25 protein-coding genes and 4 pseudogenes are annotated in these 26362 nt (G+C 62.8%); 9 read left to right on the top strand and 20 right to left on the bottom strand.

The window, feature by feature from the left end; genetic code table 11:
• Positions 1–151: 151 nt before the first annotated feature.
• A complete protein-coding gene (locus AU465_RS38200; protein ID WP_281396960.1) occupies positions 152–382 on the bottom strand; it encodes an exopolysaccharide production repressor protein in 231 nt (76 codons plus the stop codon).
• Between the two features lie 834 nt (positions 383–1216).
• A complete protein-coding gene (locus AU465_RS36990; RefSeq protein ID WP_376774937.1) occupies positions 1217–1531 on the bottom strand; it encodes a hypothetical protein in 315 nt (104 codons plus the stop codon).
• Positions 1532–2231: 700 nt separating this feature from the next.
• Here AU465_RS36990 and AU465_RS34605 point away from each other — a divergent pair.
• Entirely contained in the window at positions 2232–2480 is a 249-nt protein-coding gene (locus AU465_RS34605; protein ID WP_192257743.1) for a hypothetical protein, read from the top strand.
• 215 nt (positions 2481–2695) lie between these two features.
• Here AU465_RS34605 and AU465_RS38110 read toward each other — a convergent pair.
• Positions 2696–3120 (bottom strand): annotated as a pseudogene (locus AU465_RS38110) (transposase); the annotation flags it as partial.
• Between the two features lie 90 nt (positions 3121–3210).
• On the opposite strand from AU465_RS38110, the gene AU465_RS34600 reads away from it, so the two are divergent.
• Positions 3211–3885 carry a protein-L-isoaspartate(D-aspartate) O-methyltransferase gene (locus AU465_RS34600; protein WP_192257739.1) on the top strand — a complete coding sequence of 225 codons (675 nt, stop codon included), beginning with the start codon at positions 3211–3213 and terminating at the stop codon, positions 3883–3885.
• A gap of 155 nt (positions 3886–4040) precedes the next feature.
• Here AU465_RS34600 and AU465_RS34595 read toward each other — a convergent pair whose 3' ends face one another.
• The gene (locus tag AU465_RS34595; protein ID WP_192257737.1) at positions 4041–4379 is read right to left on the bottom strand and encodes a hypothetical protein; all 339 of its coding nucleotides are present in this window, start codon (positions 4377–4379) and stop codon (positions 4041–4043) included.
• 105 nt (positions 4380–4484) lie between these two features.
• Here AU465_RS34595 and AU465_RS34590 point away from each other — a divergent pair, with 105 nt between their 5' ends.
• On the top strand, positions 4485–4664 hold the full coding sequence (locus tag AU465_RS34590; RefSeq protein WP_192257735.1) for a hypothetical protein: 180 nt from the start codon (positions 4485–4487) through the stop codon (positions 4662–4664).
• Positions 4665–5033: 369 nt separating this feature from the next.
• On the opposite strand, the gene AU465_RS34585 is transcribed toward AU465_RS34590, so the two are convergent.
• The 7 genes and pseudogenes from AU465_RS34585 to AU465_RS34555 all read right to left on the bottom strand — a co-directional run bounded on the left by AU465_RS34585 (position 5034) and on the right by AU465_RS34555 (position 11621).
• Entirely contained in the window at positions 5034–6008 is a 975-nt protein-coding gene (locus AU465_RS34585) for an ABC transporter ATP-binding protein (RefSeq protein WP_192257733.1), read from the bottom strand.
• Positions 6005–7012, bottom strand: a complete 1008-nt coding sequence (locus AU465_RS34580) for an ABC transporter ATP-binding protein (protein ID WP_192257731.1) — start codon at positions 7010–7012, stop codon at positions 6005–6007. The genes AU465_RS34585 and AU465_RS34580 overlap by 4 nt, the downstream gene beginning before the upstream one ends.
• A gap of 2 nt (positions 7013–7014) precedes the next feature.
• Complete coding sequence (locus AU465_RS34575) at positions 7015–7932, bottom strand: dihydrodipicolinate synthase family protein (protein WP_192257728.1); 918 nt, start codon at positions 7930–7932, stop codon at positions 7015–7017.
• Between the two features lie 11 nt (positions 7933–7943).
• Entirely contained in the window at positions 7944–8837 is an 894-nt protein-coding gene (locus tag AU465_RS34570) for an ABC transporter permease (protein WP_192257726.1), read from the bottom strand.
• Positions 8834–9586: pseudogene (locus AU465_RS34565) on the bottom strand (ABC transporter permease); the annotation flags it as partial. The gene AU465_RS34570 and the pseudogene AU465_RS34565, both read right to left, overlap by 4 nt.
• A pseudogene (locus AU465_RS34560) lies at positions 9516–10886 on the bottom strand (ABC transporter substrate-binding protein); the annotation flags it as partial. The pseudogenes AU465_RS34565 and AU465_RS34560, both read right to left, overlap by 71 nt.
• Before the next feature lie 21 nt (positions 10887–10907).
• On the bottom strand, positions 10908–11621 hold the full coding sequence (locus AU465_RS34555; RefSeq protein ID WP_192257724.1) for a FadR/GntR family transcriptional regulator: 714 nt from the start codon (positions 11619–11621) through the stop codon (positions 10908–10910).
• A gap of 121 nt (positions 11622–11742) precedes the next feature.
• Between AU465_RS34555 and AU465_RS34550 the strand changes: the two genes are divergently transcribed.
• The 4 genes from AU465_RS34550 to AU465_RS34535 are packed head-to-tail and all read left to right on the top strand — an operon-like array spanning position 11743 to position 15391.
• Complete coding sequence (locus tag AU465_RS34550) at positions 11743–12714, top strand: Gfo/Idh/MocA family protein (RefSeq protein WP_192257722.1); 972 nt, start codon at positions 11743–11745, stop codon at positions 12712–12714.
• Complete coding sequence (locus tag AU465_RS34545; protein WP_192257719.1) at positions 12711–13706, top strand: Gfo/Idh/MocA family protein; 996 nt, start codon at positions 12711–12713, stop codon at positions 13704–13706. Before AU465_RS34550 ends, AU465_RS34545 begins: the two co-directional genes overlap by 4 nt.
• Positions 13696–14445, top strand: coding sequence for a hypothetical protein (locus tag AU465_RS34540; protein ID WP_192257717.1), 750 nt, complete (start codon positions 13696–13698; stop codon positions 14443–14445). Before AU465_RS34545 ends, AU465_RS34540 begins: the two co-directional genes overlap by 11 nt.
• Positions 14446–14452: 7 nt before the next feature.
• Complete coding sequence (locus AU465_RS34535; RefSeq protein WP_192257716.1) at positions 14453–15391, top strand: dihydrodipicolinate synthase family protein; 939 nt, start codon at positions 14453–14455, stop codon at positions 15389–15391.
• Between the two features lie 152 nt (positions 15392–15543).
• On the opposite strand, the pseudogene AU465_RS34530 reads toward AU465_RS34535, so the two are convergent.
• A pseudogene (locus AU465_RS34530) lies at positions 15544–16041 on the bottom strand (HAMP domain-containing protein); the annotation flags it as partial.
• 549 nt (positions 16042–16590) lie between these two features.
• Here AU465_RS34530 and AU465_RS34525 point away from each other — a divergent pair.
• Positions 16591–16719, top strand: a complete 129-nt coding sequence (locus AU465_RS34525; protein WP_246506703.1) for a low affinity iron permease family protein — start codon at positions 16591–16593, stop codon at positions 16717–16719.
• Positions 16720–16987: 268 nt separating this feature from the next.
• Here the strand turns inward: AU465_RS34525 and atzF are convergent, their stop codons facing one another.
• Genes atzF through AU465_RS34485 form a run of 8 tightly spaced genes read right to left on the bottom strand, consistent with a single transcriptional unit; the run spans position 16988 to position 25318 of the window.
• A complete protein-coding gene (gene atzF, locus AU465_RS34520) occupies positions 16988–18850 on the bottom strand; it encodes an allophanate hydrolase (protein WP_192257714.1) in 1863 nt (620 codons plus the stop codon).
• Positions 18847–19197, bottom strand: a complete 351-nt coding sequence (locus AU465_RS34515) for a cupin domain-containing protein (protein ID WP_192257712.1) — start codon at positions 19195–19197, stop codon at positions 18847–18849. Before AU465_RS34515 ends, atzF begins: the two co-directional genes overlap by 4 nt.
• Positions 19190–19858: a cysteine hydrolase family protein gene (locus AU465_RS34510; protein WP_192257710.1), complete on the bottom strand. Its 669-nt coding sequence runs from the start codon at positions 19856–19858 to the stop codon at positions 19190–19192. The genes AU465_RS34515 and AU465_RS34510 overlap by 8 nt, the downstream gene beginning before the upstream one ends.
• Positions 19858–21390 carry an ABC transporter ATP-binding protein gene (locus AU465_RS34505; RefSeq protein WP_192257708.1) on the bottom strand — a complete coding sequence of 511 codons (1533 nt, stop codon included), beginning with the start codon at positions 21388–21390 and terminating at the stop codon, positions 19858–19860. The genes AU465_RS34510 and AU465_RS34505 overlap by 1 nt, the downstream gene beginning before the upstream one ends.
• Before the next feature lie 10 nt (positions 21391–21400).
• Positions 21401–22102 carry a biuret amidohydrolase gene (gene biuH / locus AU465_RS34500; RefSeq protein WP_192257706.1) on the bottom strand — a complete coding sequence of 234 codons (702 nt, stop codon included), beginning with the start codon at positions 22100–22102 and terminating at the stop codon, positions 21401–21403.
• Between the two features lie 14 nt (positions 22103–22116).
• The gene (locus AU465_RS34495) at positions 22117–23043 is read right to left on the bottom strand and encodes an ABC transporter permease (protein ID WP_192257705.1); all 927 of its coding nucleotides are present in this window, start codon (positions 23041–23043) and stop codon (positions 22117–22119) included.
• A complete protein-coding gene (locus AU465_RS34490; RefSeq protein ID WP_192257703.1) occupies positions 23043–24167 on the bottom strand; it encodes an ABC transporter permease in 1125 nt (374 codons plus the stop codon). Before AU465_RS34490 ends, AU465_RS34495 begins: the two co-directional genes overlap by 1 nt.
• Before the next feature lie 23 nt (positions 24168–24190).
• Complete coding sequence (locus tag AU465_RS34485; RefSeq protein WP_192257701.1) at positions 24191–25318, bottom strand: BMP family ABC transporter substrate-binding protein; 1128 nt, start codon at positions 25316–25318, stop codon at positions 24191–24193.
• A 320-nt stretch (positions 25319–25638) separates the two neighbouring features.
• Here AU465_RS34485 and AU465_RS34480 point away from each other — a divergent pair, with 320 nt between their 5' ends.
• A complete protein-coding gene (locus AU465_RS34480; RefSeq protein WP_246506701.1) occupies positions 25639–26283 on the top strand; it encodes a GntR family transcriptional regulator in 645 nt (214 codons plus the stop codon).
• The last annotated feature ends 79 nt before the right edge of the window (positions 26284–26362 follow it).

Here is a 26362-nt window from a genome sequence, read left to right as displayed (position 1 = left end):
CCCACGCCGGAAACGAACTCAAAGCTGGATAGAAACTGGGGGCAACGTCATGACGCATGGCAGATTTCCGCATGACACGGGTTTGTACACCCGCATTATCGTACAGGCCCTTTCAATTAAGCGGGTCGAGCAAACCTAAGTCAGCACTGGGTTAGCGACCGTCGTTATGTCTTGGCTGGCGCGGAACGGCCTGTTGTTTAGTAGCGTCCGGATTAGTCGCCTCCGCCTTCTGCTCGGAGTGTCGCCGACCATATAAAAGCCTGAACACAAACCCGAGATACCCGACCTGCAAGAGAACCGCGGCGATGAGGGTCCAGGCAATACTCATCCAAATGGATCCTGTGGCCGCGTAGGCCCAGGTTCCGACAACGCTCGACGCCATCAGCATTCCGACCAGAAACTGAGGAAAATACATCTCCCCAATCCTGCTTCCATCCTCACGCACTCAAGGCGAAAATTTCCCTATTTTAGCAATCGAGCAAGTATCGCCACCAGTACCAAGTTCGATGAAGCACCGAGTGAGCTGCCGGCGCCAAGGTAAGTTCACCTACTACCACTCGGAGTTCACAGGTGATGACGGCTCGCCGGACTCGAACTTACTGTTGGGCTTGCCGGCCTTGGTCGCCACAGTGGCTGCACGCTGGCAACACTCGATCAAGATCATCACCCCGAGAGCGCTGCGCCAAAGATGTTTCGTTGCAGGGCGGCGCTATAGGTGCCGTCGTTCGCAAATCGATCCCAAAGGGCGAAACAGGTTGTGAGCGCGGCCAGAGCCAGAATTGTGCGCATTGGTACTCCCCACACAGCGCTTGAAAACGCCAATGGTAGGTTCTTCTCCGAACATAATCTATTGCTAATAAAGTAGGTGGCCCAACGCGACCTCTACTCCGATCTAGAGCAAAAGCCGTTTTAAGCCTTTCGTTCGGGCAGGCTTTTGCCTGCCTGCCGCCAGAACTGTGTCATTGGTGCTGGTAACACTAGCCTCACCTTCGGAAGGATCGGTGAGCGATGGGCCTCCAGCGGGCTCAAATGCCTGGCGCATGCCGGCGAGTTTCCTCGAGCTCGGAATCCTGTGACCATTTCAAAATCACTGATGATCCCCGCCTTCGTGCCGCTCGTGATGGCTCAGCTGTCAGGTACCTCAAAGCATGTCTCCAACCTCCCGGATCGAGGCGAGGGTTCACATATGCTCAATCGAAAAATGAGCGGCGACCACCTAGTTTGGATCGCCGGCCCTTGAGCCGCCGTGAGATCCGCCACCATAGTTGTCGCCGCCGGAGCGGCCTCCACCGGAATTGAGGCCTCGGCCGCGAGGGCGAGGGTGAAAGTGGTTGCCTCCCCCTCCGTTGCCCGGAGTGGAACCGCCAGAATTGCCTGGAGTTGATCCGCCAGATTTCGCGATAGCCTTGGAGTTCAGGCTTGTGCCCAGAAGAAGCGTTATAGCCGGCGGAGTTATCGCTGCGAAGCGGCCAGCCTTTTTGAGAAAATCGCGGCGTGCCTGAGCCTCTGATACCAAGTTCTCGGACACCAAACCTTTACATCTAGTGCTTTCCGTTGCCATGTTGGCATCCCATTTTTCGCGAAACTTACATTAATCCTTCCACGCAAAATACAGTATCTCTCCAAAAGGCTTAGACCTTACATGTCAGCTTGAAAGATTTGTGCGTGGGCAGCGATACGACCTCTGCGCAGGACAAGGACTTCGAGCCCAAGATGAGCTTCTGAATACTAATAGGCAGATGTCCGGGACTCCATGTGACAGTTGCAGAGGCAATGGCAGTGCGGAAAGGGAACCGAAGATCGTGGTTAGCGCTGACCAGCGGCAGGCGGGCTTCGTCACTCACGCCGGCGGGAGCAGCCCGGCACCCTTGTCGGTTTGGGTGGCATGAAGGAGCAAGGGCACCAGGCCTGACCGGTGGGGGCATAGTATCGCTAAGAGGGGTACCGGCTGACGAGAAAATATGCGTTTCTGCTTACAGTTGAAACGCATCCATAAGGAGGAGCAGGGAATAGCAGTCAGGGGCATCGCCGGCAGTTGGCGGGGGAGCCTATCCCTTGTAGCGATCCTCGCCGGTTAGGCCCGGCCCGTGCTGGGCTACCCCGCCAGCGTGCCGGGCCGTCTCCTTCCTTAGCCCCCGTTGGCGTGGCCGGCGGACACGGCCCCATTCCGCGGCACAATCAATGCCGACTGATTCTCATCCGCACCTTGCGATCGCAAGAAGGCCTCGACCTTGGCGCTGTCCATTTTGGGTCACATTGTTGGCCGCGATGAGCTGCCGCAGCGAACGGACGACCTCGTCGCGCGTCCAGCCAGCCTCGAGGTTCAAACCGCTGTGGGCCCGATCGCGAGCGGCGCATTGCTTGGCGCAGTCGTCGGCAACGCCACCACCCCGCCGCGATCAGCTCTGCCGTTATCAGGACCGTTAAGATCGCATCTACACCACGCCTGCGACGTTCGCGACTACAACGGCAACTATTGATCCACCGACCCGGGTGATCTTTTTTGGAAGCTGAGCCGGCACGGTACAACGTCGATTCCCAGGAGAGTCCTTCGACCACCTAGCGCCAACACTCGACCGACAGCGGAATCGTCAGGAGCCAGAGAAACTCCAGACCGGCGGGAGTTCAGGGCGCCTCATTGTGTGTCCCCCACAGGCAGGAAAGTGGACGGAACAACGCGAGTGGCCTGCAAACGGGCCGCGACGTCACCCGAGCGGCGGAGGCGCGACGGGTCGTCGACCACTGTCACAAGGGAGAGCGCTGTCACCGGGCCGACGGGATGGCCGTTAAGCGCCCACACGGGCTCGCTGCGCGCCACCATCTTGAGGAGATCATGCAGCCGGCAGTACTCTCCTCCATAGCGCCGCGCGGGCAGCCAGCATGGCGTCCATCAGTTCGGCCGGCAGCGGATCGTTCGCCACCGCGCGCGCACTGTCCGCTCGAAAGCCGCGCGCCTGACCTTGCTCAACCGGGTGCCGAACGACTTCAGCGAGTGCCGGATGGCGTTCTCCAGATCGAGGAACTTGGCCTTTAGATTGCGCTGGTGCGTCAGCAAAGCCGCGTGCGGTAGCAGCTTTCCGACTTGAGGTCGGCCCGGCGAAACCAGCCCCGTACGCAATGTCCAGCACATCGGCCTTGTCGGTTACTGTGACAAGACGAACAGGATATAAAGCTATCTGGCAGCAGTTGGTCGAGGAAAGCCTCACCGTCATGAAACCGATGAATGAAGAGCACCTGGCGATTCTACGCAGGCACATGGTCGAGATGATTGCGATCCATGCCGAGCTGGCTAGCGAAGAACTCGGCAAGGCAACGCTCGATGAGCGGGTGCTGGCATCGATGCGGCGGGTCCCGCGACATCTCTTCGTGCCAGCCGCGGTCGCGCCGTATGCCTACCAGGACATGCCGCTGCCGATCGGCTTCGGTAAGACCGTCTCGCAACCCTTCATTGTCGCTCTGATGACCGATCTCCTCACTCCCCAACCGCACGAGGCAGTGCTCGAGATCGGAACCGGCCTGGGCTACCAAACCGCGATTCTCGCGGAACTCGCCGGACAAGTTTGGAGCGTCGAAATCATCGAGGAATTCGCAAGCCATGCCGAGGCTCTGCTCCAGGGCCTTGGCTTCTCGAATGTTGCCATTCGTGTCGGAGACGGGTCTCGCGGCTGGCCCGAGCACGCCCCATTCGATAAGATCCTGGTTAGCGTCGCGGCTGAGCGAACGCCGCCAGCTTTGCTGGATCAACTCAAGCCAGGGGGACGCCTTGTTCTGCCTTTGGCGTCTGAAGAGGGACAGTTTCTGACTATCATCGACAAGGATGCGGCAGGGCAACTCGAGGCTCTGAAACTCATCCCGGTTCGGTTCAGCCGGCTCGAAACCGTCTAATGAAGTGTGGCCGCGACTTCGCTTTTCCGACCGCCAGCCGGATGCCAGCCTTCGGTGCGTGATCGCCGCGGCCGGTGTATGATGATGGTGGTGTTCTTCGCCATGGTCGGAGGGATGCCATGGGACGGAAATGCATACAGCCTATTTTGTGCATTTCATTTTCGGCGAAGCCTCTGCGCAATCGCATATTGCTGCTTGGGATCGATCGAAGCCGATCGAGCCACGATCGTCACGGTCGAGCGACCTTTACCCGCGACGATCAGTCCGGCGACCTTGTCCAGCAACTCGCCATCTTCGAATTCCTTCCTGCCGGCATTTTCTGGCGCCCGATAGATCGAGGCCGCATGCCGGGCGCGCCGATCGCCGGTGTCGGTCTTCAGGTCGAGAGCCCGCGGGGCAATGCGGTCGAGAGCGTTCGCCGGCATGAGTTCCAGCGCGGCAAGGATGACCGGAAGATCGGCGGCGCCGCGATGGTCATTCGGCTTCGCGGTCATCGGTCTACCACCGGCTACGCCCCGCAGGTGAATTAGAAAATTTAAATGCGAGTGCGGCGCTACCTGTGGTAGAACGAACGCCGGAGTAGGTCTTGGGAGGAGACTTTGGGTATAAAATCTAAGCTCGCCAAAATGTCGGCGGCGCTGCTCGCCAAGCGTGTGGCCGCCCCTCAATCCACTGCTACCGTCAAGCCGATCCGAACGTCGCTGGCCGACGTTCCCCTTAGGCGCCAGACAGCACCCTTCAAGCCGAAGCCGCCGATCCGTCCCTGCAGCAACATGTAGGACGATCATTCGTCGCGCCCTCGGCCCACCGGCGCCAGTATTCTCGCTCGTAGGCGCTCTTGTTTGCCCTACCTTCGGAGGGCGACGCTCTATCCAACTGAGCTACGGGTGCATCTTGCTTACGCAGTGAGTCCGGCGATGTGGCGGTCTCCGCTGCCGCCGTTATAGGCTAGAGGCCGCGACCTTAGCGGAATCATTCCGTCTCGGGTCGTGACTGGTTTAGGCTGCAAGCCCGGATCAGCCATCGGCCATCGGCTTGGGGAGTTGAACGCTGCCCGCTCGAGTGGGCCGGCAACGTGCTTGTCGACGATGATCGCCGCGGCTGGCGCTCGCGCGAACGTGCGTCGAGATAGGGAAAGACGAAGATCTTCATGCCGGGATGTCGTCGCGGATGCAGGCCTTGAGGTGTCCCGCCTCGGTCTCGCGCAATTCAGGCACCACGCCGGCGCAGGCCTCGATCACATACGGGCAGCGGGTGCGGAACACGCAGCCCGACGGCGGGTTGGCGGGGCTTGGAATATCGCCCTTCAGTATTTGGCGCTTCAAGCGCTTCGTCGGATCCGGCGAGGGAACCGCCGACAGCAGCGCCTGTGTGTAGGGGTGTTGCGGGCGGGCGTAGAGGCTCGCCGCCGGTGCGATCTCCATGATGCGCCCAAGATAAAGCACGATGACGGTGTCGCAAATATATTCGACCACCGCCAGATCATGCGAGATGAACAGCATGGTCAGGCCGAGCCGCAGCTGCAGGTCTCGCAAAAGATTGATCACCTGCGCCTGGATCGACACGTCGAGGGCCGAGACGGGCTCGTCGGCGACGATGAATTCGGGTTCCAGCGTGAGCGCGCGCGCGATGCCGATGCGCTGCCGCTGGCCGCCCGAAAATTCGTGCGCATAGCGGTCATAGGCATCGACCGGCAACTCGACGGCGGCCAATGCCTTTTCAGCCCGCGCCCGTCGCTCGGCGCGGTTGCCGATCCTCTGGATATCCAGGCCTTCGGTGAGGATCTGGCCGATAGTCATGCGCGGCGACAGGCTGGCGAAGGGGTCTTGGAAAATATACTGCATGTTGCGGCGCTGGCGGCGAAGATCCCCTGCCCCCAGCTTGACGATGTCCTTGCCGTCGAAGCGTATCTCCCCTGACGTCGGTTCGATCAGCCGCAACACGGAACGGCCAATGGTCGTCTTGCCGGAACCGGATTCGCCGACCAGCCCGACCACCTGGCCACGAGGAATGTCGAAGGAAATGTCTTGCAGCGCCTTGACCACAGGCCCGCGCGAGAACGCAGTCGGCGCAAAATGCTTGGTCAGGTTGCGAACAGACAGATAGGGAGCTAGCGCGCTCATAGCTCCTCCCAGCGAATGCACCGGCTCGCCTGTGTCGGCGACACCTGCAACAGCGGCGGCACGGCGGCACGGCAGGCGTCGATCGCCATCGGGCACCTCGGTGCGAAGGAACAGCCCTTGGGCAGCATGGCCAGCGAGGGGACGTTGCCGGCGATCGTCGGCAGCGGTTTGCCAGCCGCCTTCAGCGCCGTTGCCTGGCCAAGCCGTGGCAACGAGCGCATCAGGCCGATCGTATAGGGATGGCGTGGACGGGCGAAGACTTCGCTCACCGGGCCGGTCTCGACGATGCGCCCGGCATACATGACCGCCACGCGGTCAGCGATTTCGGCAACCACGCCAAGATTGTGGGTGACGAAGAGGATGCCCATGCCGTGCTCAGCCTGAAGGTCGGCAAGCAGATCGAGAATCTGCGCCTGGATTGTCACGTCAAGCGCCGTGGTCGGTTCGTCGGCGATCAGCAAAGTCGGGTCGCAGGCGAGCGCCATGGCAATGGTGGCGCGCTGGCGCATGCCGCCCGAGAGCTCGTGCGGGTATTGTTTCGCGCGCCGCGCTGGGTCTGGAATGCCGACCTGCGTCAGCAGGCGCACCGCCTCGGCTGCTGCCTCGCGGTGCGATTTGCCGAGATGGATGCGGATCGGCTCGGCGATCTGCTCGCCGATTGTGTAGACCGGGTTGAGGCTGGTCATCGGCTCCTGAAAGACCATGCCGATGTCGTTGCCGCGCACGCGGCGCAACTGCTCCGCGTCGAGGCCGGTCAGCTCGGTGACGGACCCGTCGCGCCGCCTGATCGAGATGTGGCCATCGGCGATATGGCCGATCTTCTTCGCCAGCAGCCCCATGATGGAGAGGCTGGTGACCGACTTGCCCGAACCGGACTCGCCGACCAGCGCCACGGTTTCGCCGGAGCCGATCTCCAGATCGATATCCTGCACGGCAGCGATGTCGCGCCCCGCAATGCGGAACACGGCACGCAATCCGGCAATCTGGAGGATCGGCGCTTCCATTGTCAGCCGAGCAGGCCAACGTCGCGCAGGATCGCGTCGACCTTGGCCGTTTCCTTGGCGTTGAGGTCGCGTTGCGGACGGGCCATCCTGTTGGTGGCGATGATGCCAAGGCTGCGCATGGCCGTCTTGAAGGAGCCGACGCCGGCCGAACCGGCGCTGGTGCGGCCGAGCGCAATCCAGACGATCTCGAACAGCCTCAACAGCCGCTCCTGCTCGACGCGGGCCTCAGCATGCTTGCCGGCCTGCATCAGGTTCCACATCTTGACATAGCCGTGCGGGTCGACATTAGCGATGCCCGGCACGACGCCATGCGCGCCCATGCCCAGGGCCGTGTCGACCATGATCTCGGAGCCAGTCATGCCGAAGAAATTGGCGTCGCCGGCCATGTCTTTCAGCACGTAACGCAGATTGCCGTCATCGCCGCTGGAATCTTTTAGGCCGGCGATGGTGCCTTCCCTGGCAAGTGTCACGGTCGTCTTGCGATCGAGCTTGATATGGACGCAAACCGGGATGTCATAGGCGATGATCGGGATGTCGATCGCATCCTTGATGTAGCGGAAATGGTCGATGATCTCCGGCTGGCTCGTGCGTGCGTAAAACGGCGCGGTGACGACGATTGCGTCGGCGCCGGCCGATCTGGCGATCTTCGAATGGTTGATGACGCGATCAGTGGTCGGGTCGATGACGCCGACAAAGATCGGCACGCGGCCATTGTTGACCTTCACCGCGTGCTCGATGATCGCCTTGCGCCCAGCTTCATCGTGGAAGACAACCTCGCTGGTCGAGCCAAGCACGAACAGCCCGTGGACGCCACCGCCGAGCAGGTTCTCCAGCGTTCGGGTGAACGAGGGAAAATCGATGCTGTAATCGGCGTTGAGGGGGGTAACGACGGGCGGCACGACGCCGGTAAAGAGTGGCATTTTGAGAACCTTCAGCTGAGATCGGATCGGGGATCGAAAGCGTCACGCAGGCCGTCGCCAATGAAATTAATGGCAAGGACCGTGAGCACGAGGGCGGCACCGGGGAACATCCACTGCCAGGGATATTGTTCGAGGACGACGGTGGAGCGGGCGAGATTGAGCATGTTGCCCCAGCTCGCTTCGGGCGGGGCAATGCCGAGGCCGAGGAAGGAGAGGCCGGCTTCCAGCAGGATCGCGTTGGCGATCTGCAAGGTCGCGTAGACGACGAGGATGTCTATGCAATTGGGCAGGCCGTGGCGAAACAGGAGATGCGGCAGCCCTGCCCCCATGCCGCGCGCCGCAACGACGAAATCACGCTCGCGCAGTTCGAGCAGCCGGGCCCTGACCATGCGCGACAGAACCGGCCAGGAGAGTAGCGAGATGACGAGGATTGTCGGCGCGATGCCGGTGCCGGCGATCGAGGCAAGCACCAGCAGGAAGATGACCGGTGGCAAAGTCATGGCGAGATCGACGAAGCGCATTGCGGTCGCATCGACGACGCGGCCGCCGAAGCTTGCGATAGCGCCGACGAGAAACCCAATGACGATAGAGATCGCGACCGAGCAGACGGCGACCAAAAGCGAAATGCGACCGCCTTGCAGAAGTCGCGCGAAGACGTCGCGGCCGACGCCGTCGCTGCCGAGCCAATGGGTGGCGGAGGGCCCCTTGTTCATGGCCTTCAGGTCGATGGCGTTGGGCGCGTATGGCCACCACCAGTGATAAGTCATGACCGCTATCAGCACCGGGATCACGATGAGCAGGCCGGCCCGCGCGGCGCGGTTCTCGATGAAGCGGTCGAGCGCACGGCGCAACGGACCCTTGGTTTTTCTTGCAACTGGAGGATCGATCGCGACAACCGTCATCATGCCACCTGGATGCGCGGATCGACGAAGGCGTAGGCGACGTCGGTGAGAATGTTGACGAGAATGACGCAGACACCGATGACCAGCGTGGCGCCCATGATGACGGGATAATCACGCGTGCCGACGGCGTTGACCAAAAGCAGGCCCATGCCCGGCCAGTTGAAGACGCTCTCCAGGAAGATCGCGCCGCCGACGGCGATGCCCACGGTCGAGCCGATCAGCGTGATGACCGGCAAGAGCGCGTTGCGGGTGGCGTGCTTGATGATCACCCAGAACTCGCGAACGCCCTTGGCGCGGGCGGTACGGACATAGTCCTGGTTGAGCACTTCGAGTAGCGAGGCACGCATATACCGCATGATCAATGCCGCGTGGCCGATCGACAGCAGGCACGCCGGCAGGATCAGATGCGCGAGCACGTCCGCGATAGAGAATGGCGCACCGGCAGTCTGCATGCCGCCGGACGGCGCCCAGCGCAACAGCACCGAGAAGAAATAGAGGCCGAGCAAAGCGGTCAGGAAGGCCGGGCTCGATATGCCGATGAAGGACAGCACGGACATTGCAATATCGGGCCAGGCGTTGCGGCGCACGGCACTGTAGATGCCGGCCGCAATGCCGACGATGATGGCGATCGCCAGCCCCATGCCCATCAGGAGAGCAGTCGGCCCGATGCGCTCCATCACCAGCGGCAGCACCCGCACGCCGCTGCGCTGGATCGAATAGCCGAATTCGCCAGACAGCGCCGCGCGCAGCCAGCCGTTTCAGACCCGGATTGATGCCGGCCGGGTTCGGACCGTTCTGCAGGCCGGCATAGACCATGGGGAATGCGCTCCAGTCCGGCGTGCCTTCCTTGTAGACGATGCCATTGTAGGTCGGCGTGTCGACGACGCGCGGCACGACGTTGATGCCGACTTGGGCCAGCATGGACTGGACGGCGGCCATGACGTTGGCGGCCTGCGGCGAGCCGTAGTAGGTCAGCAAGGTGATGGGCTTGTCGCCGTTGATCTTGTCCCAGCCGGCCTCGGTCAGCAGTGCCTTGGCCTTGGCCGGATCGTAGGCGTAGCTCTCCAGTCCTTCGGGAACCAGTTGCGGCGCGACATAACCGCAATTGGCTGGTTTGGCTGCGCCGCCATAGAGGCTCTCGATGATGGCGTTACGGTCGATCGCGTACATGATTGCCTGACGAACCTTAAGATCCTTGAACAGGTCGACCTTCTGGTTGAGGCCGATATAGTTGACCACATACGAGCCGCCCTCGATCACCTTGAAGCTGGTGTCGGTCTTGAACGATGCCGCATCGTCGGGCTCGACATAGGTGAACTGGATCTCACCCGCCCGCAGCGCCGCGACCGCTGCCGCCGGACTCTCGAAATAGCGGTTGATCAGCACGTCGACCTTCGGCTTGCCGCCACGATAGTCGTCGTCCGCGGCCAGTTCGACATATTGGTCGGTGACATATTTCTTGAACTTGAACGGACCTGTGCCGACCGGACTGGTCGACCACCAGGTGCTGGTCGCCAGCGATTCCGGCGGCATGCCGGCAAGGGCATGCTCCGGCAGGATCAGCACCTGCGAAAGAATGGACAGGAAGGAGCCGTTCGGCTTGGACAGTTTGATGATCACGGTACTGTCGTCAGGCGCCTCGACCGACGCGACATCGCCGAGGCGTGCCGCAAGCAGGCTGCCGGAAGCCTTGTTCTTGGCAAGCTCGATGGTGAATTTCACGTCCTTGGACGTGAAAGGCTTGCCGTCGTGCCAGGTCTCCTTGACCAGGTTGAACGTATAGGTCAGTTGGTCGCCGCTGACCGTGTAGTTCTTGGCCAGGTCGCCTTCGAGTTCGGTCAGCCCGGCGTTCCAGATGACCAGTGGTTCAAAATAGGTGCTGAGCCAGGTGAAGCCGCCGGTCGCGACCAGCGGATTGAAGTTCTTGGGGAAACCGCCGGGACCGACGTCGAACCCGCCGGCAATGGTCTTTGGACTTTGTGCCTGCACGATGGTCGGCAGGCCGGTGCCGAGCAGCAGCGCGGCGGCAATAGCTATCGTCTTCATGCACATGGTTTCCTCCCTTGGCATTTTTCAAATTGTGCGGTTTTTTGCGATGACTTGCTGAATACCTCTGTAGTGATCGTCGAGCCGGCTGCGTGCCCGGTCGACATCCTTGGCGGCGACCGCCTCGACGATTTCATGATGATCGCGCCAGGTGGCGAGCGGCGTCGGATTGTCGAGATTGGTGAAGTCCGAGGCCTTGTTGAACGCCACCCAGAAGATGTCGATAAGAGCGCTCAGCATGTGGTTGTTCTGGCAGCGGAACAGCATCTGGTGGAACTGCTGGTCCTCTTCGGCAAAGCTCTCGCTGCGTTCGGCCCGCTGGCGCATGCTTTCAGTCAGCCGGCGAAGCTCGTCGATGTCCTCGGAGCTGATCATTTCGATGGTCTTGGCGATCAGGCCAGTCTCGAGCACGCGGCGGATCTCGCGCAGTTCCTCGACATCGCGCAGCGAGTCCTGCAGGCCGTAAGCCAGATTGTCGAGCAGCGGCTTGAATGAGAATTCCTTGACGAACACGCCAATGCCGCGGCGCGTCTCCAATATGCCGATCGATTCCAGCGCCTTGATCGCTTCGCGGACTGAATTGCGGCCAACGCCGAGCTGCTGCGCCAGGAACGTCTCGGGCGGCAATGGGTCGCCCGCCTTCAGCCTGTTGGCCTCGATATATTTCCGCAGGCTTTCCTGAACGGTTACATGCAGAAGCGGTGGTCGGCTGAGCGGTTCAATCGACTTCAGTACCGGCATTTTGCTCCCCTGCTCCCACTGTTGTCCGACGCCCAACAACCACTTCGTCCGGGAGGTTGACGACTTGTCCTATAACGACTTGTAGGATATCCTGCAAGTCATTGGAGGAAATATCAGGGACATGAAGATCGTTTTGGCCGGCACGAGCCACTGGCACGCCGACATGCATCTCGATGCGGCGCGCGCTGCCGGCGCTCAAATTATCGGCGTGTGGGACGAGGACGAGGCGCATGCGAAGGGCTTTGCGGCCCGCAACTCGCTGAACGCGATTGCCGCATTCGAAGGCGTTTTGACGGCACCTGCCGATCTGATCCTGCTGATGGGACATCCTTCGAACGTGCCCGCCAGGGCGCGCAGTGTGATCGAGGCTGATATCCCGCTTGTCCTTGAGAAGCCGGCGGCGAGCAGCACGGCGCCGCTGCTCCAACTGCGAGACCTGGCGCATCGACGAAAGGCCTTCGTCAGCGTGCCCTTGCCCAATCGCTTCGGCCCGGCGGTGATCGCCTTTGAAAGATTGCGCCAGGACGGCCGCGCCGGCCAACTCGCGCACAGCCATTTCCGCGTCGTCAACGGGCCGCCCAAGCGCTATGCCGCCGACGGCGTTGCCTGGGTGGTGGATCCCGCGATTGGCGGTGGCGGCGCATTGCGCAACCTGGGCATTCACGGTGTTGATGCTGCGCTGAGCTTCGCCAGCGGAGAGCTCCTTCTCAAATCCGTATCGGTGGGCAACCGCATCCACAGGTCTCCGGTTGAGGACTATGCGCTGCTGGTGCTCGAGGACGAGGCCGGCGCGGTGTTTACGGTGGAGGCGGGCTATACCTTCGCCTCAATGCAGCCCGGCGGCGATTTCGAATGGCGCATTGTCAGCGCCAATGCCACGCTGATCGACCGTGGCGACACGGCGATCTGCGCGACGCTCGACGACGCTGCGATTGTCGACTTGCCGGTCGAGCTGCCGGCTACGCGCTACCGGCTCTACTTGCGCGACACGTTCGAACGATTGCAGCGAAAGGCGGCGCCGGCAATCTCCATGGACGACTATGTTGCGGCGATGTCGCTGATCGACGCCGCGTACCAGAAGGCAGGACGATGATTGGAATAGGCATTATCGGCGCAGGCGATTTCGGCGCCGCGCATGCGCGCGCGATCAGGGAGGTCGATGGCATACGCCTGGTCGCTGCCTGCCGTGGCGACGCGACAGCGCTGGCCGCCTTCACGGCCGAACATGGCGGCAAGGGCTACACCGACTGGCGCGAACTTCTCGAAGACGGCGGCGTCGATGCCGTCGTCATCGCTGCCCCGCATGCATTGCATGCCGAAATGGCTGTAGGAGCGGCCAAGGCCGGCAAGCACATTCTGCTCGAAAAGCCGATGGCGCGAACCGTGGCCGAATGCGATGCGATCAACGCGGCGGTGAGGCAGAACCGCGTCAAGCTGATGGTCGCCCACCTCCTGCATTTCTCGAAACCCTGCATGGCGGCGAAGAAGGTCATCGAGGCGGGCGAGATCGGACGGCCGATGATCGCGTCGAGCTGGATGATCAAGCTGTGGATGGAGCATAACCGGCGCGACTGGCACCTGCGCAACACCACCGGTGGCGGCATGCTGATGACCGCTGGCATTCACGCGCTCGACCGTCTTGTCTGGCTGATGGATGACGACGTCATCTCGGTGAGCGCCATGCTCGGAGCGAAGTTCCACGAACAGGAGGCCGACGACACCTCGATGCTGGCGCTGCGCTTCAAGGGCGGCGGCCTGGGCCAGGTGCAGAGCGTCGGCTATCGCGATGGCGCGGTCGGCTTTGCGATGGATCTGGTCTGCGAGCGCGGCACGCTGCGCATCGACATGGATCGCGGCACGATGATCGGTCGGGATACGGTGTGGGCCGACCTGCCGGATTCGTTCGAGCCGGCCTGGATGCACAATGCGGTGAAACGCGAATGGGCAGCGTTGCGCGACGCCATCGTCGAAAACAAGCCGGTACCGGTGACCGGCGCCTATGGGCGCAAGCTTATCGGCATCATCGAGGCAGCTTGCGCATCGGACAAATCCCGCCGCGAGGAGACGATCGCCGATGCCGGCTGATATCGATGCAATTGCCGCGGCAATCGCCGTGGCTCACAGCGATCCGTGCCGACGCGTGCCGGCGTCGCGTTTCATTGACTTGACGCGCGATGAGGCGATGGCAATTCAGGGCGAAGTCATGAAGCTGCTTGGCGGAAGCGCGCCTGTCGGCAAGGTGGCGATGCCGCCCGATGGCATTGCGACGGGTGCGCCGATCCCCGCCGGAATAGTCATAGACGATGGCGGAACGATCGAACTTGGCGAACGCGATCTCGCCGGGCTGGAGATCGAAGTGGCCGTCCGGCTCGGCGCCGATCTTACGCCCGAGATCGCCAAGGCTGGGCGCGATGCCGTGTTGCAGACGGTCGAACATTTCGTTCTCGGCATCGAACTCATCGGCTCCCGCATCGATGACCGAACCGAAGCCGGCCCGTTCGGTCCGCTCGCCGACAATATGATCACCGGCGGCTATGTCATCGGCACGCAGATCCTGGCGCACGAGCCGAAGGTCGATGGCATGGCGATCACGTTTTCCAGCGACGGGGTGGTCACCCAGCGCGAGACCGCCAAATACCCGTTCGGCGACGCCATCTCTCCCATCGTTGCTTTCGCTGGGATGGCCTTCGATCATTTCGGCGGTCTTAGAAAAGGCATGGCGATCACCACGGGATCGTTGTCGCCGCTGCTGATCGTTCCAAGGAAGGGTCGCATCGAGATCCGCCTTGGCGACTTTGCGCCTCTTTCCTTCACGCTACGCTAGTCGGATCATGAGCGATCATCTCTGCGTCCTTCCCGAACATGCGCCGCGCGGTATCTGGGGCGCCGTGATGCTGGCGGTGGGCCTGGATGGCAATATCGACTGGAGCGCCACGCAAGACACCGTTGCGCGGCTCTGCGGATCGGGCATTCACGGCGTCTATTCCAACGGCACGGCATGTGAGTTCCATTGCCAGACGGAAGCCGAATTCGACCGGCTGAGCGAGATGGTGGCGCAAATCGCCGGCGCTGCGAACATCCCTTTCCAGATCGGCATCAGCCAGTCCAACCCGCGCGTTGCACGTGAGCGGCTGAAACGCGTTGCGGGACTGAGACCCTCGGCTGTGCAATTCACCTTGCCGGACTGGTGGCCGCCGAGCGACGAGGAAGTGCTGCGTTTCGTTTCGGGCTTGGCCGAGGTGGCGCCGAGCACTCCTCTGGTGTTCTACAACCCGCCGCACGCCAAGCGGCGGCTGAGCCTCGAAAGCATTGCCGCGCTGCGAACCGGGGTGCCCTCGCTTGTCGGCGCCAAACTACCCGGCGGCGACGCCGGCTGGTATGCAGACATGCGGCGCGAACTGCCAGGCCTTTCGGTGTTCGTGCCAGGCCACACGCTGGCGACCGGCTATGCCCACGGCGCGCATGGCAGCTATTCCAACGTCGCCTGTCTCACCCCCAAGGGTGCATTGCAATGGTGGGCTCAGATACTTGCCGAAGAACATGCCGCTGCCGAGATGGAGGTTCGCATCCAGGCGTTCCTCGCCGACCATGTCCTGCCGTTCCGGGCGCGTTACGCGGTCAGCGACGCTGCCCTCGACAAGGCGATGGTCGCAGCCGGTGGCTGGGGTACGCTCGGGCCGCGGCTATTGTGGCCCTATTCATCGGTTCCGGATGAAGACATACCGGCATTGGGGAAGGCCGTTCGCGCGGCCTTCCCCGAATGGTTTTAGCGGGCAGGCGCGCTTCGGCTCGCCGCCAATGCCGCGGGTGAGCACGTCGTCGATCTCGGCTGCGCCATAGCCATATTCGGCAAGGATTTCGCGTGTGTGATCGCCAACGAGCGGCGCCGGGCGTTCGATCGCCGCCGGCGTCTCCGACAGTTTCCTTCCGTGCCGACTTCGCGAGCGACACGCGTCACCTCCGACGCAAAGGAGGCCAATTGCCCGACCATGGTGTTGACGATCTTGCCGATGCGCAGAAACTCCCCGCGCAGCGGGCGGCCATCGATTTCGACCATCATGGTTTGGGAAAGATCACCCTTGGCAACCGCACCGATGACGCGAGCCACCTCGGCCGTCGGTTGGACCATGTCTTCGATAAGGTCGTTGACTGACCGGACGCTGGATTCCCAGCTGCCGGTAGCGTTGCGGACATGGCCGCGCTCACCTATCCTGCCATCCTTGCCGACGACCCTGCTCAGGCGTTCGAACTCGCGTGTCACCTGATCGTTCAATTCGACGATCTGATTGAAGGTGTCGGCGATGTCTGAATCAATTCCCTCGTAGACGTTGTCGATGCGAACGGAGAAGTCGCCTCGTCGGAAAGCCTTTAGTGAATTGAGAATTTGTCGAGGGTCTAATTGCGCTCTTGATGCCTGCACACTCACAGTGCCACTCCCAGCCCAGCGGTTTTGTGAAAGAACTGATGCCTGATGAAATCCCCAGCCCCCTGCGGGCGACATATACAATCCACCGCAAGGCTCAAAACGTGGAATTGACCAATTGGTTCCGAGCCAGCAATTGTGCAGATCAGATCCGCTACACGGACAAAATGTGTATAGACCCCAGACAGGATCGGGGCTGTGCTGACGAACAGAAGCCCGCCATTGAACAGCGGTCTCTGTGGCAATGACAGCTTTATTGGCCAGCGAGAAAGATCGCCTCCCCCTTCGTCCCGCTATCTACCGCCCATTGCAGCTGCGACACTCGCAATAAAGGCACAAACGATCAAGTGACAGCGCATCCCGCAGCGCAAACGTAGCACGAGGGCCGTCACTCCTTTCACGACCGACGGATTTGTGCGTAGGCCAACGCAAGAAACATGAGGCGGTCCGACCAAATGTCGGTGCCGGGAGCCGGCGAATTGCCGGCTTGCATTTGAACCTGAGACTCTCGACTGGCACGGCATTGCGACGCTTGTCACTTGGGCCATGACGCTTCTCATTCAACGCGCTGAACATCGTGATACACAGGCCCTGCAGGCAAAGCTCGATGAGTTCATTCGAGCAACGGGGGAATGCGCGAAACGATGTTGCGAACATCGACGACAAGGAGCCTGAGGAGATCGAACGTCAACGCTCCGCAGCGCGCGAGTAACCTGGGTGATCGCAAAAGGAGCAGCCGAGAAGTCGATCAACAAGCGGGATCACCACATCGTGAACATTCGCTTGAAACGGAAGCTTTTGCCCTGGGAACTTCAGCAGACGCCAACGGTTGGGGAATCGGAAGCAGGTTGCCTCCCCGCCGCGCATGATGGTCTCGACCGGCATCGGTCTTCTTTCGCTCACAGCCCTTTCTCGACGGCCTTGCAACGAAGACATCAGAAGTTCAACCTGCCTCGGTCGGTGCCCCAACCGCCTTGCCTTCGCAAAGTGCGTTGACGAAGTGTTCAAGTGGAAACGCGATCTGACAAAAACGGCGCCAGCCGCCGAATGACGAAATATCAGAAGCGCCTAGCAAGCCCACGGATTCCACCAGAAAGCCTTTGGCGGTGCTGCCGTCATCAAGCTCTATATTGCCAATGCCCAGCGGCGGCGGGATGGCTGCCACAAAGTGGCCGAAAGCGTCGGCAGGTAGCCGCCAAACCTCTACCTCGATTGCAGTGCCGCCGTTCCCCACACGAACGAGTCCCGGCTTAGGCGTGGCTTGGCCCGCGAGTTCATAAAGCTTGTATGAAGAGGCGGTCTTCATCGCCCGGCAGAACCGGGCACCAGCCTCCTTGAGCTGGCCATTGAGCGGCATTCCCGAGAGGTGAGCGCCGACCACCACTAATTCGATCGTGCCATCTTCGGCCGATGCGCCGGTAGGTTGCGCGCTCGGCTGCCGCCAGCCAGTTGCGCCGAGGGTGAGACCGCTCGCGGCATGGAGATCGCGCGCGACGGACGCCACAAGGCCGTCCAGTCCGGCGGCCGCAAGCAGCGTCACGCTCATCGGCAGGCTGTCATCGCGCGTGCCGGTCGGCACGGCGATGCCGCACATGTCGAGCAGATTGACGAAATTGGTGTAGGTACCCAGCCGGCTGTTGGTGGCGATCGGATCGGCGAGCACGGCATCGAGCGTATAGTGGGTCGGCGCGGTCGGCACGCAGAACAGGTCGACCGAGGCGATGACCTGGGCGAGCTTGGCCCGGTACGCCTGCAAGGCATAGAGGCCGCGGAAGGCATCGGCCGCCGATAGCTTCCTGGCGCCGCCGATGATCTTGCGCGTCACTGGATGCATGGCGGCTTCGTTGGCTTCCATGAAATCGCGGATCGCGGCATAGCGTTCGGCCACCCAGGCGCCCTCATAGAGGAGGTTGGCGGTGGCGTAGAAATCGCCGAACGGGATTTCGACCAGCCGGCAGCCGAGCCGCGACAGCATGGCAAGCGATGCCTCGAAGCCGGCCTGCATCGCTGCATCGCCGAAGAATTTCAGGTCGGCTTTTGCCGGAATGCCGACGCTCAGCACCGGTGGGCGCGCGGCAAGCGGTTGGACGGCGACGCCGCGCGAATAGGGATCGGCGGCGTCGCGCGCCGCCACTACGGAGAACACTGCATAGGCGTCATCGACGGTCAGCGCGAACACCGACACGCAGTCCAACGTGCGGCAGGCCGGCACCACGCCGGCCGTCGACAACGCACCAACGGTCGGCTTCAACCCGACGATGTTGTTGAGGCCGGCCGGGATGCGGCCGGAGCCGGCGGTGTCGGTGCCGAGCGCGAAGGAGACGATGCCACGCGCCGTCGCCACCGCCGACCCCGAGGAGGAGCCGCCTGGCACCAGCTCCGCGTCGATGGCGTTGCGCGGAGTCGGCCAGGGCGTGCGCACGCCGACGAGGCCAGTGGCGAACTGGTCGAGATTGGTCTTGCCGACGACGAGTGCGCCGGCCGCCCTCAGCCGCGCCACCACGGTGGCGTCCTTGTCGGGCCAGTAGGTGTATTCGGCGCAGGCTGCCGTCGTCGGCATGCCGGCAACGTCGATGTTGTCCTTGACGGCGAAGGGAATGCCCCACAGTGGCTTTGCCACCAGGTCGAACGGGCCGAGCGCTTCGGCCGCGGCAAGCAGGTCCGCCCTGGCGGCGAGATGGATGAACATGCCCGGATCATCAGCTGTCTCGATGCGGGCATAAATCGTCGCGATCACATCGGCGACGCCGACGCCGTCCCGATAGGCCGCGTGCAGGCTTGCAATGTCGAAGTGGACATCACTCATTTCGTCTCCCCCAGAATGATCACCGGCAGATCCCACTGGATCAGCACGACGCAGCCGTCCTTCGTCCACACCGAATGCTCGGTCCCGACCGGATTGAGGATCACGCTGCCGGCAGGATAGTGGCCGTTCTCGTCGCTTTGGGTGCCTTCCAGCACGACGATGGTCTCCAGCCCGACATGGCGGTGGCGCGGCACGCCGGCGCCGGGCCAGTATTTCAGGATCGCGACCGACGGCTCGACCGGCCCGCCCTTCAGCAGCCAGTGCACGCTGATGCCGTCACGGAAATGCTCGAATGCCAGATCGCGCCAGCCGCTGTCGAGTAGGCCGGCAAAGGCAAGATTAGGCATTGGCAATTCCCTCGAGCACCTGGTCGGTCGTCGCCGTCCAGCCGATGATGGCGCCCTGCGCCCTGATCATGGCGATCGCCGCCGCCTTGAATTCGGGAAAGTAACTTTCCGTCGCGTCCTCGGCGAGCAGGCACTCATAGCCGCGATCGTTGGCCTCGCGCATCGTCGTCTGCACGCAGACTTCGGTGGTGACGCCGGCAAAGACCAGCTGCTCGGCGCCGAGCCTTTTCAGGTCGTCGCCGAAGGAGGTGGCGTAGAAGGCGCCCTTGCCCGGCTTCTCGATGACGATCTCGCCGGGCAGCGGCGCAAGTTCGTCGAGGATCGCCGTGCCCGGCTCGCCGGCGATCAGCACGCGGCCCATAGGCCCGGCATCGCCGATCCGGATCGACGGATTGCCGCGATTGCGCTTGGCCGGCGGCAGGTCGGAAAGGTCGGGCCGGTGGCACTCCATCGTGTGGATTACCGGCAGGCCGGCGGCGCGAAAGCCCTCGATCAATCTCTTCACCGTCGGCACGATCGCTGTCACACGGCCGACGTCGTTGCCGAGACTGGCACCGAAGCCGCCGGGCTCGGCGAAGTCTCGCTGCATGTCGATGACGACCAGCGCAATGGTGCGCGGCTTGAAGGCGAACGGAAATGGCTTCGCTTCGATTTCCGCCATCAGTGATGTCCCGCCATGTGCTCGCCGATGGTCTGGACACTGGCCTGCGCGATCGGCGTCTCGTAGACCAGCGCGCCATCCGACATGACGAAGATGCGGTCTGAAAGCTCGAGCAGTTCGTCGAGATCCTCCGACATCAGAAGCACGGCGGCACCCGCATTGCGCGCCTTCATGATGCGGGCGCGGATTTCGGCCACGGCCGAAAAGTCGAGGCCGAAGCACGGGTTGGAGACGATCAACAGATCGACTTCGCCGGTGAGCTCGCGGGCAAGCACGGCGCGCTGCACATTGCCGCCCGACAGCGAGGCGATTGGCGAGGCAAGCGATGCGGTCTTGACCTTGAACTGCTCGACCAGCCTGGCGCTGAATGCCTTGATGGCGCCGGCGCTGATCCAGCTTACCGGTTTGCCGTTGCTGTCGATGTCGAAGGTGCGGAAAGAAATGTTCTCGGCCACCGTCATCTTCGGCGCGCAGGCGTTTTTCAGCGGCTCTTCCGGGATGAGGCGGACATTGAGCGCCCGCGCCTCGGCGCGCGTCGCCGCATAGGCGCTGCCGCGCACCATGACTTCGCCGGCATCGCGGGGGCGCTGCCCGGCCAGCACTTCGAGGAATTCCTTCTGGCCGTTGCCGGAAATACCGGCGATGCCGACGATCTCGCCGGAGCGCACGCCGAGATCCTCGATCCGGATCGACTTCAGTCCGGTGCGGTCCGGCGCCTTCAGCGCCTTGACCTTGAGCACGATCTCGGCGTCCGGCCTGGGCTCGGCGCGGCTGTCGAGTGCCGCGATAGGCTGGTCGCCGATCATCATCGCCGCCATGGCCTTGCGGTCGAGGTCGACGACGCGGCCGGTGCCGGTCAGCCTGCCCTTGCGCAGCACGCTGACGTCGTCGGCGAATGCCGTCACCTCATGGAATTTGTGCGAGATCATCAGTACGGTGAGGTCGCCAGCCCTGGTCATGGCGCGCACAAGGCCCAGCACTTCCTGCGCCTCGCCGGGAGTGAGCACGGAGGTCGGCTCGTCCAGCACCAGGAAGGAGCGGCCGAGATAGAGCTGCTTGACGATCTCGAGCTTCTGCTTCTCGCCGGCCGCGAGCTCGGCGACCTTGACGTCGAGCGGCAATTTGAACGGCATGCGATCCATGAACACGGCAAGGTCGCCGCGCTCCTTACGCCAGTCGATCACGCCGGGAACCTTCTCGCGCGAAATGACCAGGTTCTCGGCGCCGGTCAGCGACGGCACAAGCGTGAAATGCTGGTAGACCATGCCGAGGCCGAGCGCCGATGCGTCCCTGGGGCTGGCGATCGCCACCTCGCGGCCGTCGACCAGTATGTCGCCGGCGGTCGGGTGATAAAAACCCATCATGCATTTGACCAGCGTCGACTTGCCGGCGCCGTTCTCGCCGAGCAGTGCGTGAAAGGAGCCGGCCCGCACCTTGATGGAGACGTCGCCCAGCGCCGTGAAGGCGCCGAAACGCATGGTCATGCCGATGGTCTCGACGCCGACGGCCTTGTTGCCGGTGATCGCGCTCATCCTGGCTTCCTCACGGCAGTTGGGCGACGAAGGACGCCGAATTCGACACCGCGCCGAAGACGCCGCCCTGCATCTTGATCATCTTGATCGCGGCGAGATGATTGCCGTAGTCGGTCGCCCCGCAGCAATCCTCCAGCATCACGCATTCGAAGCCGCGGTCGTTGGCCTCGCGCATGGTCGTGTGCACGCAGACATCGGTGGTGATGCCGGTGAGCACAATGTTTTCGATGCCGCGCTGGTTGAGGATCAGTTCCAGGTCGGTGGCGCAGAACGAGCCCTTGCCCGGCTTGTCGATGATCGGCTCGCCTTCGGCCGGATAGAGGTCGGGAATGATGTCCCAGCCCGGCTCGCCGCGCACCAGGATGCGCCCGCAGGGGCCGGGGTCGCCAATGCCGGCATTGATGCGGCGCGAGCGCCAGCGCTTGTTGGCGGGCAGGTCGGCGAGGTCGGGCCGGTGGCCCTCGCGGGTGTGGATAATGGTGTAGCCTTTCGCGCGCATGGCCGACAGCACCGACTTGATCGGCTCGATCGGCGCGCGCACCAGCGACAGGTCATAGCCCATGTGGTCGACATAGCCGCCCGGCCCGCAGAAGTCGGTCTGCATGTCGATGATGATCAACGCCGTGTTGTCGGGGCGCAGTTCGCCGTTATAGGGCCATGGATACGGGTCGGCGTCGATGTAGCGCTGGGTGATTTCAGCTCTGGCGTTCATGGCAAAAACTCCAGTCATTTGGTGATCGACAATTCGCCCGGCGCGCCGGCAAGCGAACGGGTCGGCGACGAGGTGGCGATCATGATGACGAGGGTGAGGATGTAAGGGGCGGCGTAGAAGAGGTAGTAGCCTTGCGTGACGCCGACCGACTGCAGCGCCGGTCCGAGCGCTCCTGCGCCGCCGAACAGAAGGGCAGCGGCAAAGCAGCCGAGCGGGTTCCAGCGCGCGAAAATGACCAGTGCCACCGCCATCAGCCCTTGGCCGGATGAGATGCGCTCGGTCCAACTGCCGGGATAGTAGAGTGACAGATAGGCGCCGCCGATGCCGGCCAGCGCGCCGCCGACGCCGGTGGCGAGAAGGCGCACCCTGTTCGGGTTGAGGCCCATGGCGCGCGCGGCGTCGGAACTGTCGCCGACGACGCGCACGATGAGGCCGGCGCGGGTGTTGCGGAAGGCCCACCACAGGACGAGCGAAAGTGCCGCCCCGATCAGGAACAACACGTTGACGTCGAGTGCCGCCTGCACCTGCGGAATGTCGGACCAGGCGCCGAAGGGAATGGCCGGAAGGTTGGGCGCCTTCGGCTTGATGAACGGCTTCCCGAAGAAGAAGGCGAGCCCCGAGCCAAACAGCATCAGCGCAATGCCGATGGCGATATCGTTGACTTTCGAGAATTTGCAGATCCAGCCATGGAAAAGACCGAAGCAAAGGCCGGCGGCGGCGGCGGCCAGTAGACCGGGCCACGGCGAGTTGGTCATGACCGCGACTGCATATGCGGTCATGGCGCCGAAGACGAGTGTGCCTTCGAGCCCCAGATTGATGCGGCCCGAGCGCTCGGTGATGGCCTCGCCGAGCGAAACGAAGATAAAGGGCGTCGACACACGGATGGCGCCGCCGAGGATGGCGAGCGGCACGCCCCAGAGGCCGATGTCGGTAGCGTCCATTAGGAGGCCCTCTGCCAAAGGTCGGGATTGAAGGCCTTGAAGCGACCGTAGAAAGTTTCGCTGAACAGGATGACGATGAACAGCATGCCTTGCAGCACCAGGACGGTGGCGTCGGGCAGGTCCATGCGGCGCTGGATCAGCCCGCCGGACGCGTCGATACCGCCAAGCAGGATGGCGACGGGGATGATGGCCAGCGGATTGTGGCGGGCGAGGAAGGCGATGAGGATGCCGGTGTAACCATAGCCGGCGGCGAGCGAGCCGTTGGCGCTGCCTTGCACGGCAGCGACTTCCAGCATGCCGGCAAGGCCGGCAAAGCCGCCGGCAAGCGCGGTAAAGCCGACGATCAGCGGTCCGACAGCCAATCCCTGCACCTGCGCTGCCCTGACATTGCCGCCGGCGATGCGGGCGGCAAAGCCCCAGCGGGTCTTTTCGATCAGCACCCAGGACAGCACACAGGCCACGACGCCGACGGCAAGCCCCCAATGCACCTCCATGCCCGGAATGTTGCCGACGCGGTAGATGTCGGCCAGCGGCTGAGTCGAGGGCTTGTTGAGCGAGGCCGGGTCGCGCAGCGGCCCTTCCACCAACTGGTTCATCAGGGCAATGGCGATGTAGGCCATCAGCAGGCTGGAGATGGTTTCGTTGACGGCCCGGTAGTGGCGGAGCGCGCCGACGGCACCTATCCAGATGCCGCCGGCGGCCATGCCCGCCACGCCCATGGCAAGAATGACGATGAAGGATGGGGCGCCGGCCAGCGCCACGCCGATGGCCGCGGCGGCGACGCCGCCGAGAACGATGGCGCCCTCGCCGCCGATGACGACGAGGCCGAGCCGCGCCGGCAGAGCCACGCAGAGCGCCGCCAGCAAGAGCGGTGCTCCCCGCGACAGCGAGTTCTGGATTGAGAACCACGAGCCGAAGCCGCCGCGCCACATCGTTTCATAGAGCTGGACCGGCGACTTGCCGACGAGCGCAATGAACAGGCTGAACAGGACCATGCCGACGACCAGCGCCGCGAACGGAATAACGAAGGCTTCCGCCCGCCTGGCGATCCATTCGAGCGCCGCCCGATATCCCCCAGCGCCGAGAATGGCCCGCACGTCCGCGCTGCTCACCGTGTCCGTCATCGTTCCGTCTCCCCTCGGCCCGCTCAGGCCGTCGAGCCGACGACGCCCTCGACGAGATAGTCCATGCTTTCGAGCTCGATGGCGGTCTCGACAAAGGCCTGGCCTTGGGTAGCGACGACGACGCCCTTGTTGCTCTTCAACGGACCCTTGATGACTGAGAAGCCGCCCTTCATCATTTCGGCCAGCGTCCCGTCGAACTGCTTGCGCGCCGCTTCGCCGACGGCGGGGCCGAGCGGGCTCATCTTGACGAAGCCATCGGCAAGACCGCCGCGGGTGAAATTGGGCAGCGGCGTGCCGGCGATGAGGTTGTCGACGAACATCTTGTAGACCTTGGCCCAGTTCCACTCCGCGCCGGTCAGGTACTTTTCCGGCGCCAGCGGGCTCTGGTTGGCGTGATAGCCGCAGACGAAGGCACCACGGCCGGCCGCCGTCTCGACCACCACTTTCGGGCTGTCGACATGACAGGTGATGACGTCGGCGCCCTGGTCGACCAGGGCGTTGGTGGCTTCCGCCTCCTTGACCGCCAGCGACCACTCGCCGGTGAAGATGACCTGGCAGGTGATCGTCGGGTCGACTGAGCGTGCGCCGAGCAGAAACGAGTTGATGTTGAGCAGGACCTGCGGGATCGGCTTGGCGGCGACGAATCCGAGCTTCTTGCTCTTCGAGGTGTGGCCGGCGACGACGCCGTTGAGATACTGGCCCATGCCGATATAGCCGAAATAGGAACCGGCATTCATCGGGTGCTTGTCCTTGCTCCACATGCCGCCGCAATGGCGGAACTGGACGTCTGGGAACTTCGCGCACATGGCCAGCATGTGCGGATCGAAATAGCCGAAGGAGGTCGGGAAGATCAGCGAGGCGCCATCGAGGTTGATCATCGATTCCATTGTCTTCTGAACGTCGACCGTCTCCGGAACGTTTTCCTCCTCGACGATGGAGATGCCTTCGATGCCCTTCAGCGACGCCGCCCCTTCGGCATGCGCCTGGTTGTACCCGTAGTCGTCCTTCGGGCCGACATAGATGAAGCCGACGGTGGCAGCGGCGGCGAAGGCACGACTGATCGGAAAGGATGCCGAGACCAGGCCGAGTACGGCTCCCGCGGCGGAGGTCTTGAGCAGCTGGCGGCGGTTAAGCATGAATCTGTCGGTCATAGTGAATGCTCCCCTTTTAGGACCCTTTTCCGGGTCGGTTAACATGCCGTCAAGAAAGTGCATGCAATCACTGTGCCAGTTTCCGGATTGAAATTTATCCAATAAAATCAGTGATCATATCGAGGGTTCGTGCTCATACCAGAGGCAATTGCATGCACTTTTTGCCTTGAAAATAGCCAGTTTGACAGGCAGATTAAAATAGAGGCATAGAGAACGTGTCGAGTCGAAGCCAACGAGTCGGCCGACTCCAGAGAAGACCGGACGGAGGAAACTTGTCGGGGAAGCGCAGCTTGATCAGGTCGGGGACGACTGTGGATCAGATGGTCAGGGCGATCGGCGACCGGATCGTCACCGGCTACCTGCGCCCCGGCGAAAAACTGGACGAGGCCTCACTCGCCGCCCGCTTCGACGTATCACGCACCCCGGTCAGGGAGGCGCTCGGCCAGCTCAGCGCCATGGGCCTGGTCGAAAGGCGGCCCAACAGGGGCGCTATCGTCGCCGTCGTGACGCAGGATCACCTCGCCTCGATGTTCGAGAGCATGGCCGAACTGGAAGCGATCTGCGCGCGCTTCTCGGCCGAGCGCATGACCAGCAGCGAGCGTCGCGCGCTCGAGATCGAGCATCAGGCTTCGTCGCGGATGGTGCGGCTGGGCGCCGAGGAGGACTACGAGTATTTCAACACCGAGTTCCATAGCCGGCTTTATCGTGGCGCCCACAATACGCATATCCACGATCTCACCGTGATGACCCGCAGCCGGTTGGCACCCTTCCGCCGCGCGCAGTTCATGCTGCCCGGACGGCTGGCCAAATCCTGGCAGGAACACGACCTAATCGTCACCGCAATCATGCGCGGAGACAGCGTGGCTGCGGGCAAGGCCGCCAGGGACCATGTCTCTATCGTCAGCGAGGCGAGCGCGGTGTTCGCGGCTGATGATCGCCAGCCAATTCGGCGGGACGTGGCCTGAAAATTTCCGGACAGCCCGAATCTCCGCAGACGATGTCTTCTGTGGATGGCTCCCGCGATGCAAGAGGTAATTCGTTGTT

The sequence above is a fragment of the Mesorhizobium silamurunense genome, from assembly GCF_014843905.1.
Classification (GTDB): Bacteria; Pseudomonadota; Alphaproteobacteria; order Rhizobiales; family Rhizobiaceae; genus Mesorhizobium; species Mesorhizobium silamurunense.
Note: the sequence above shows the minus strand (reverse complement) of the source record. Positions and strands in the feature narration are given on the sequence as shown.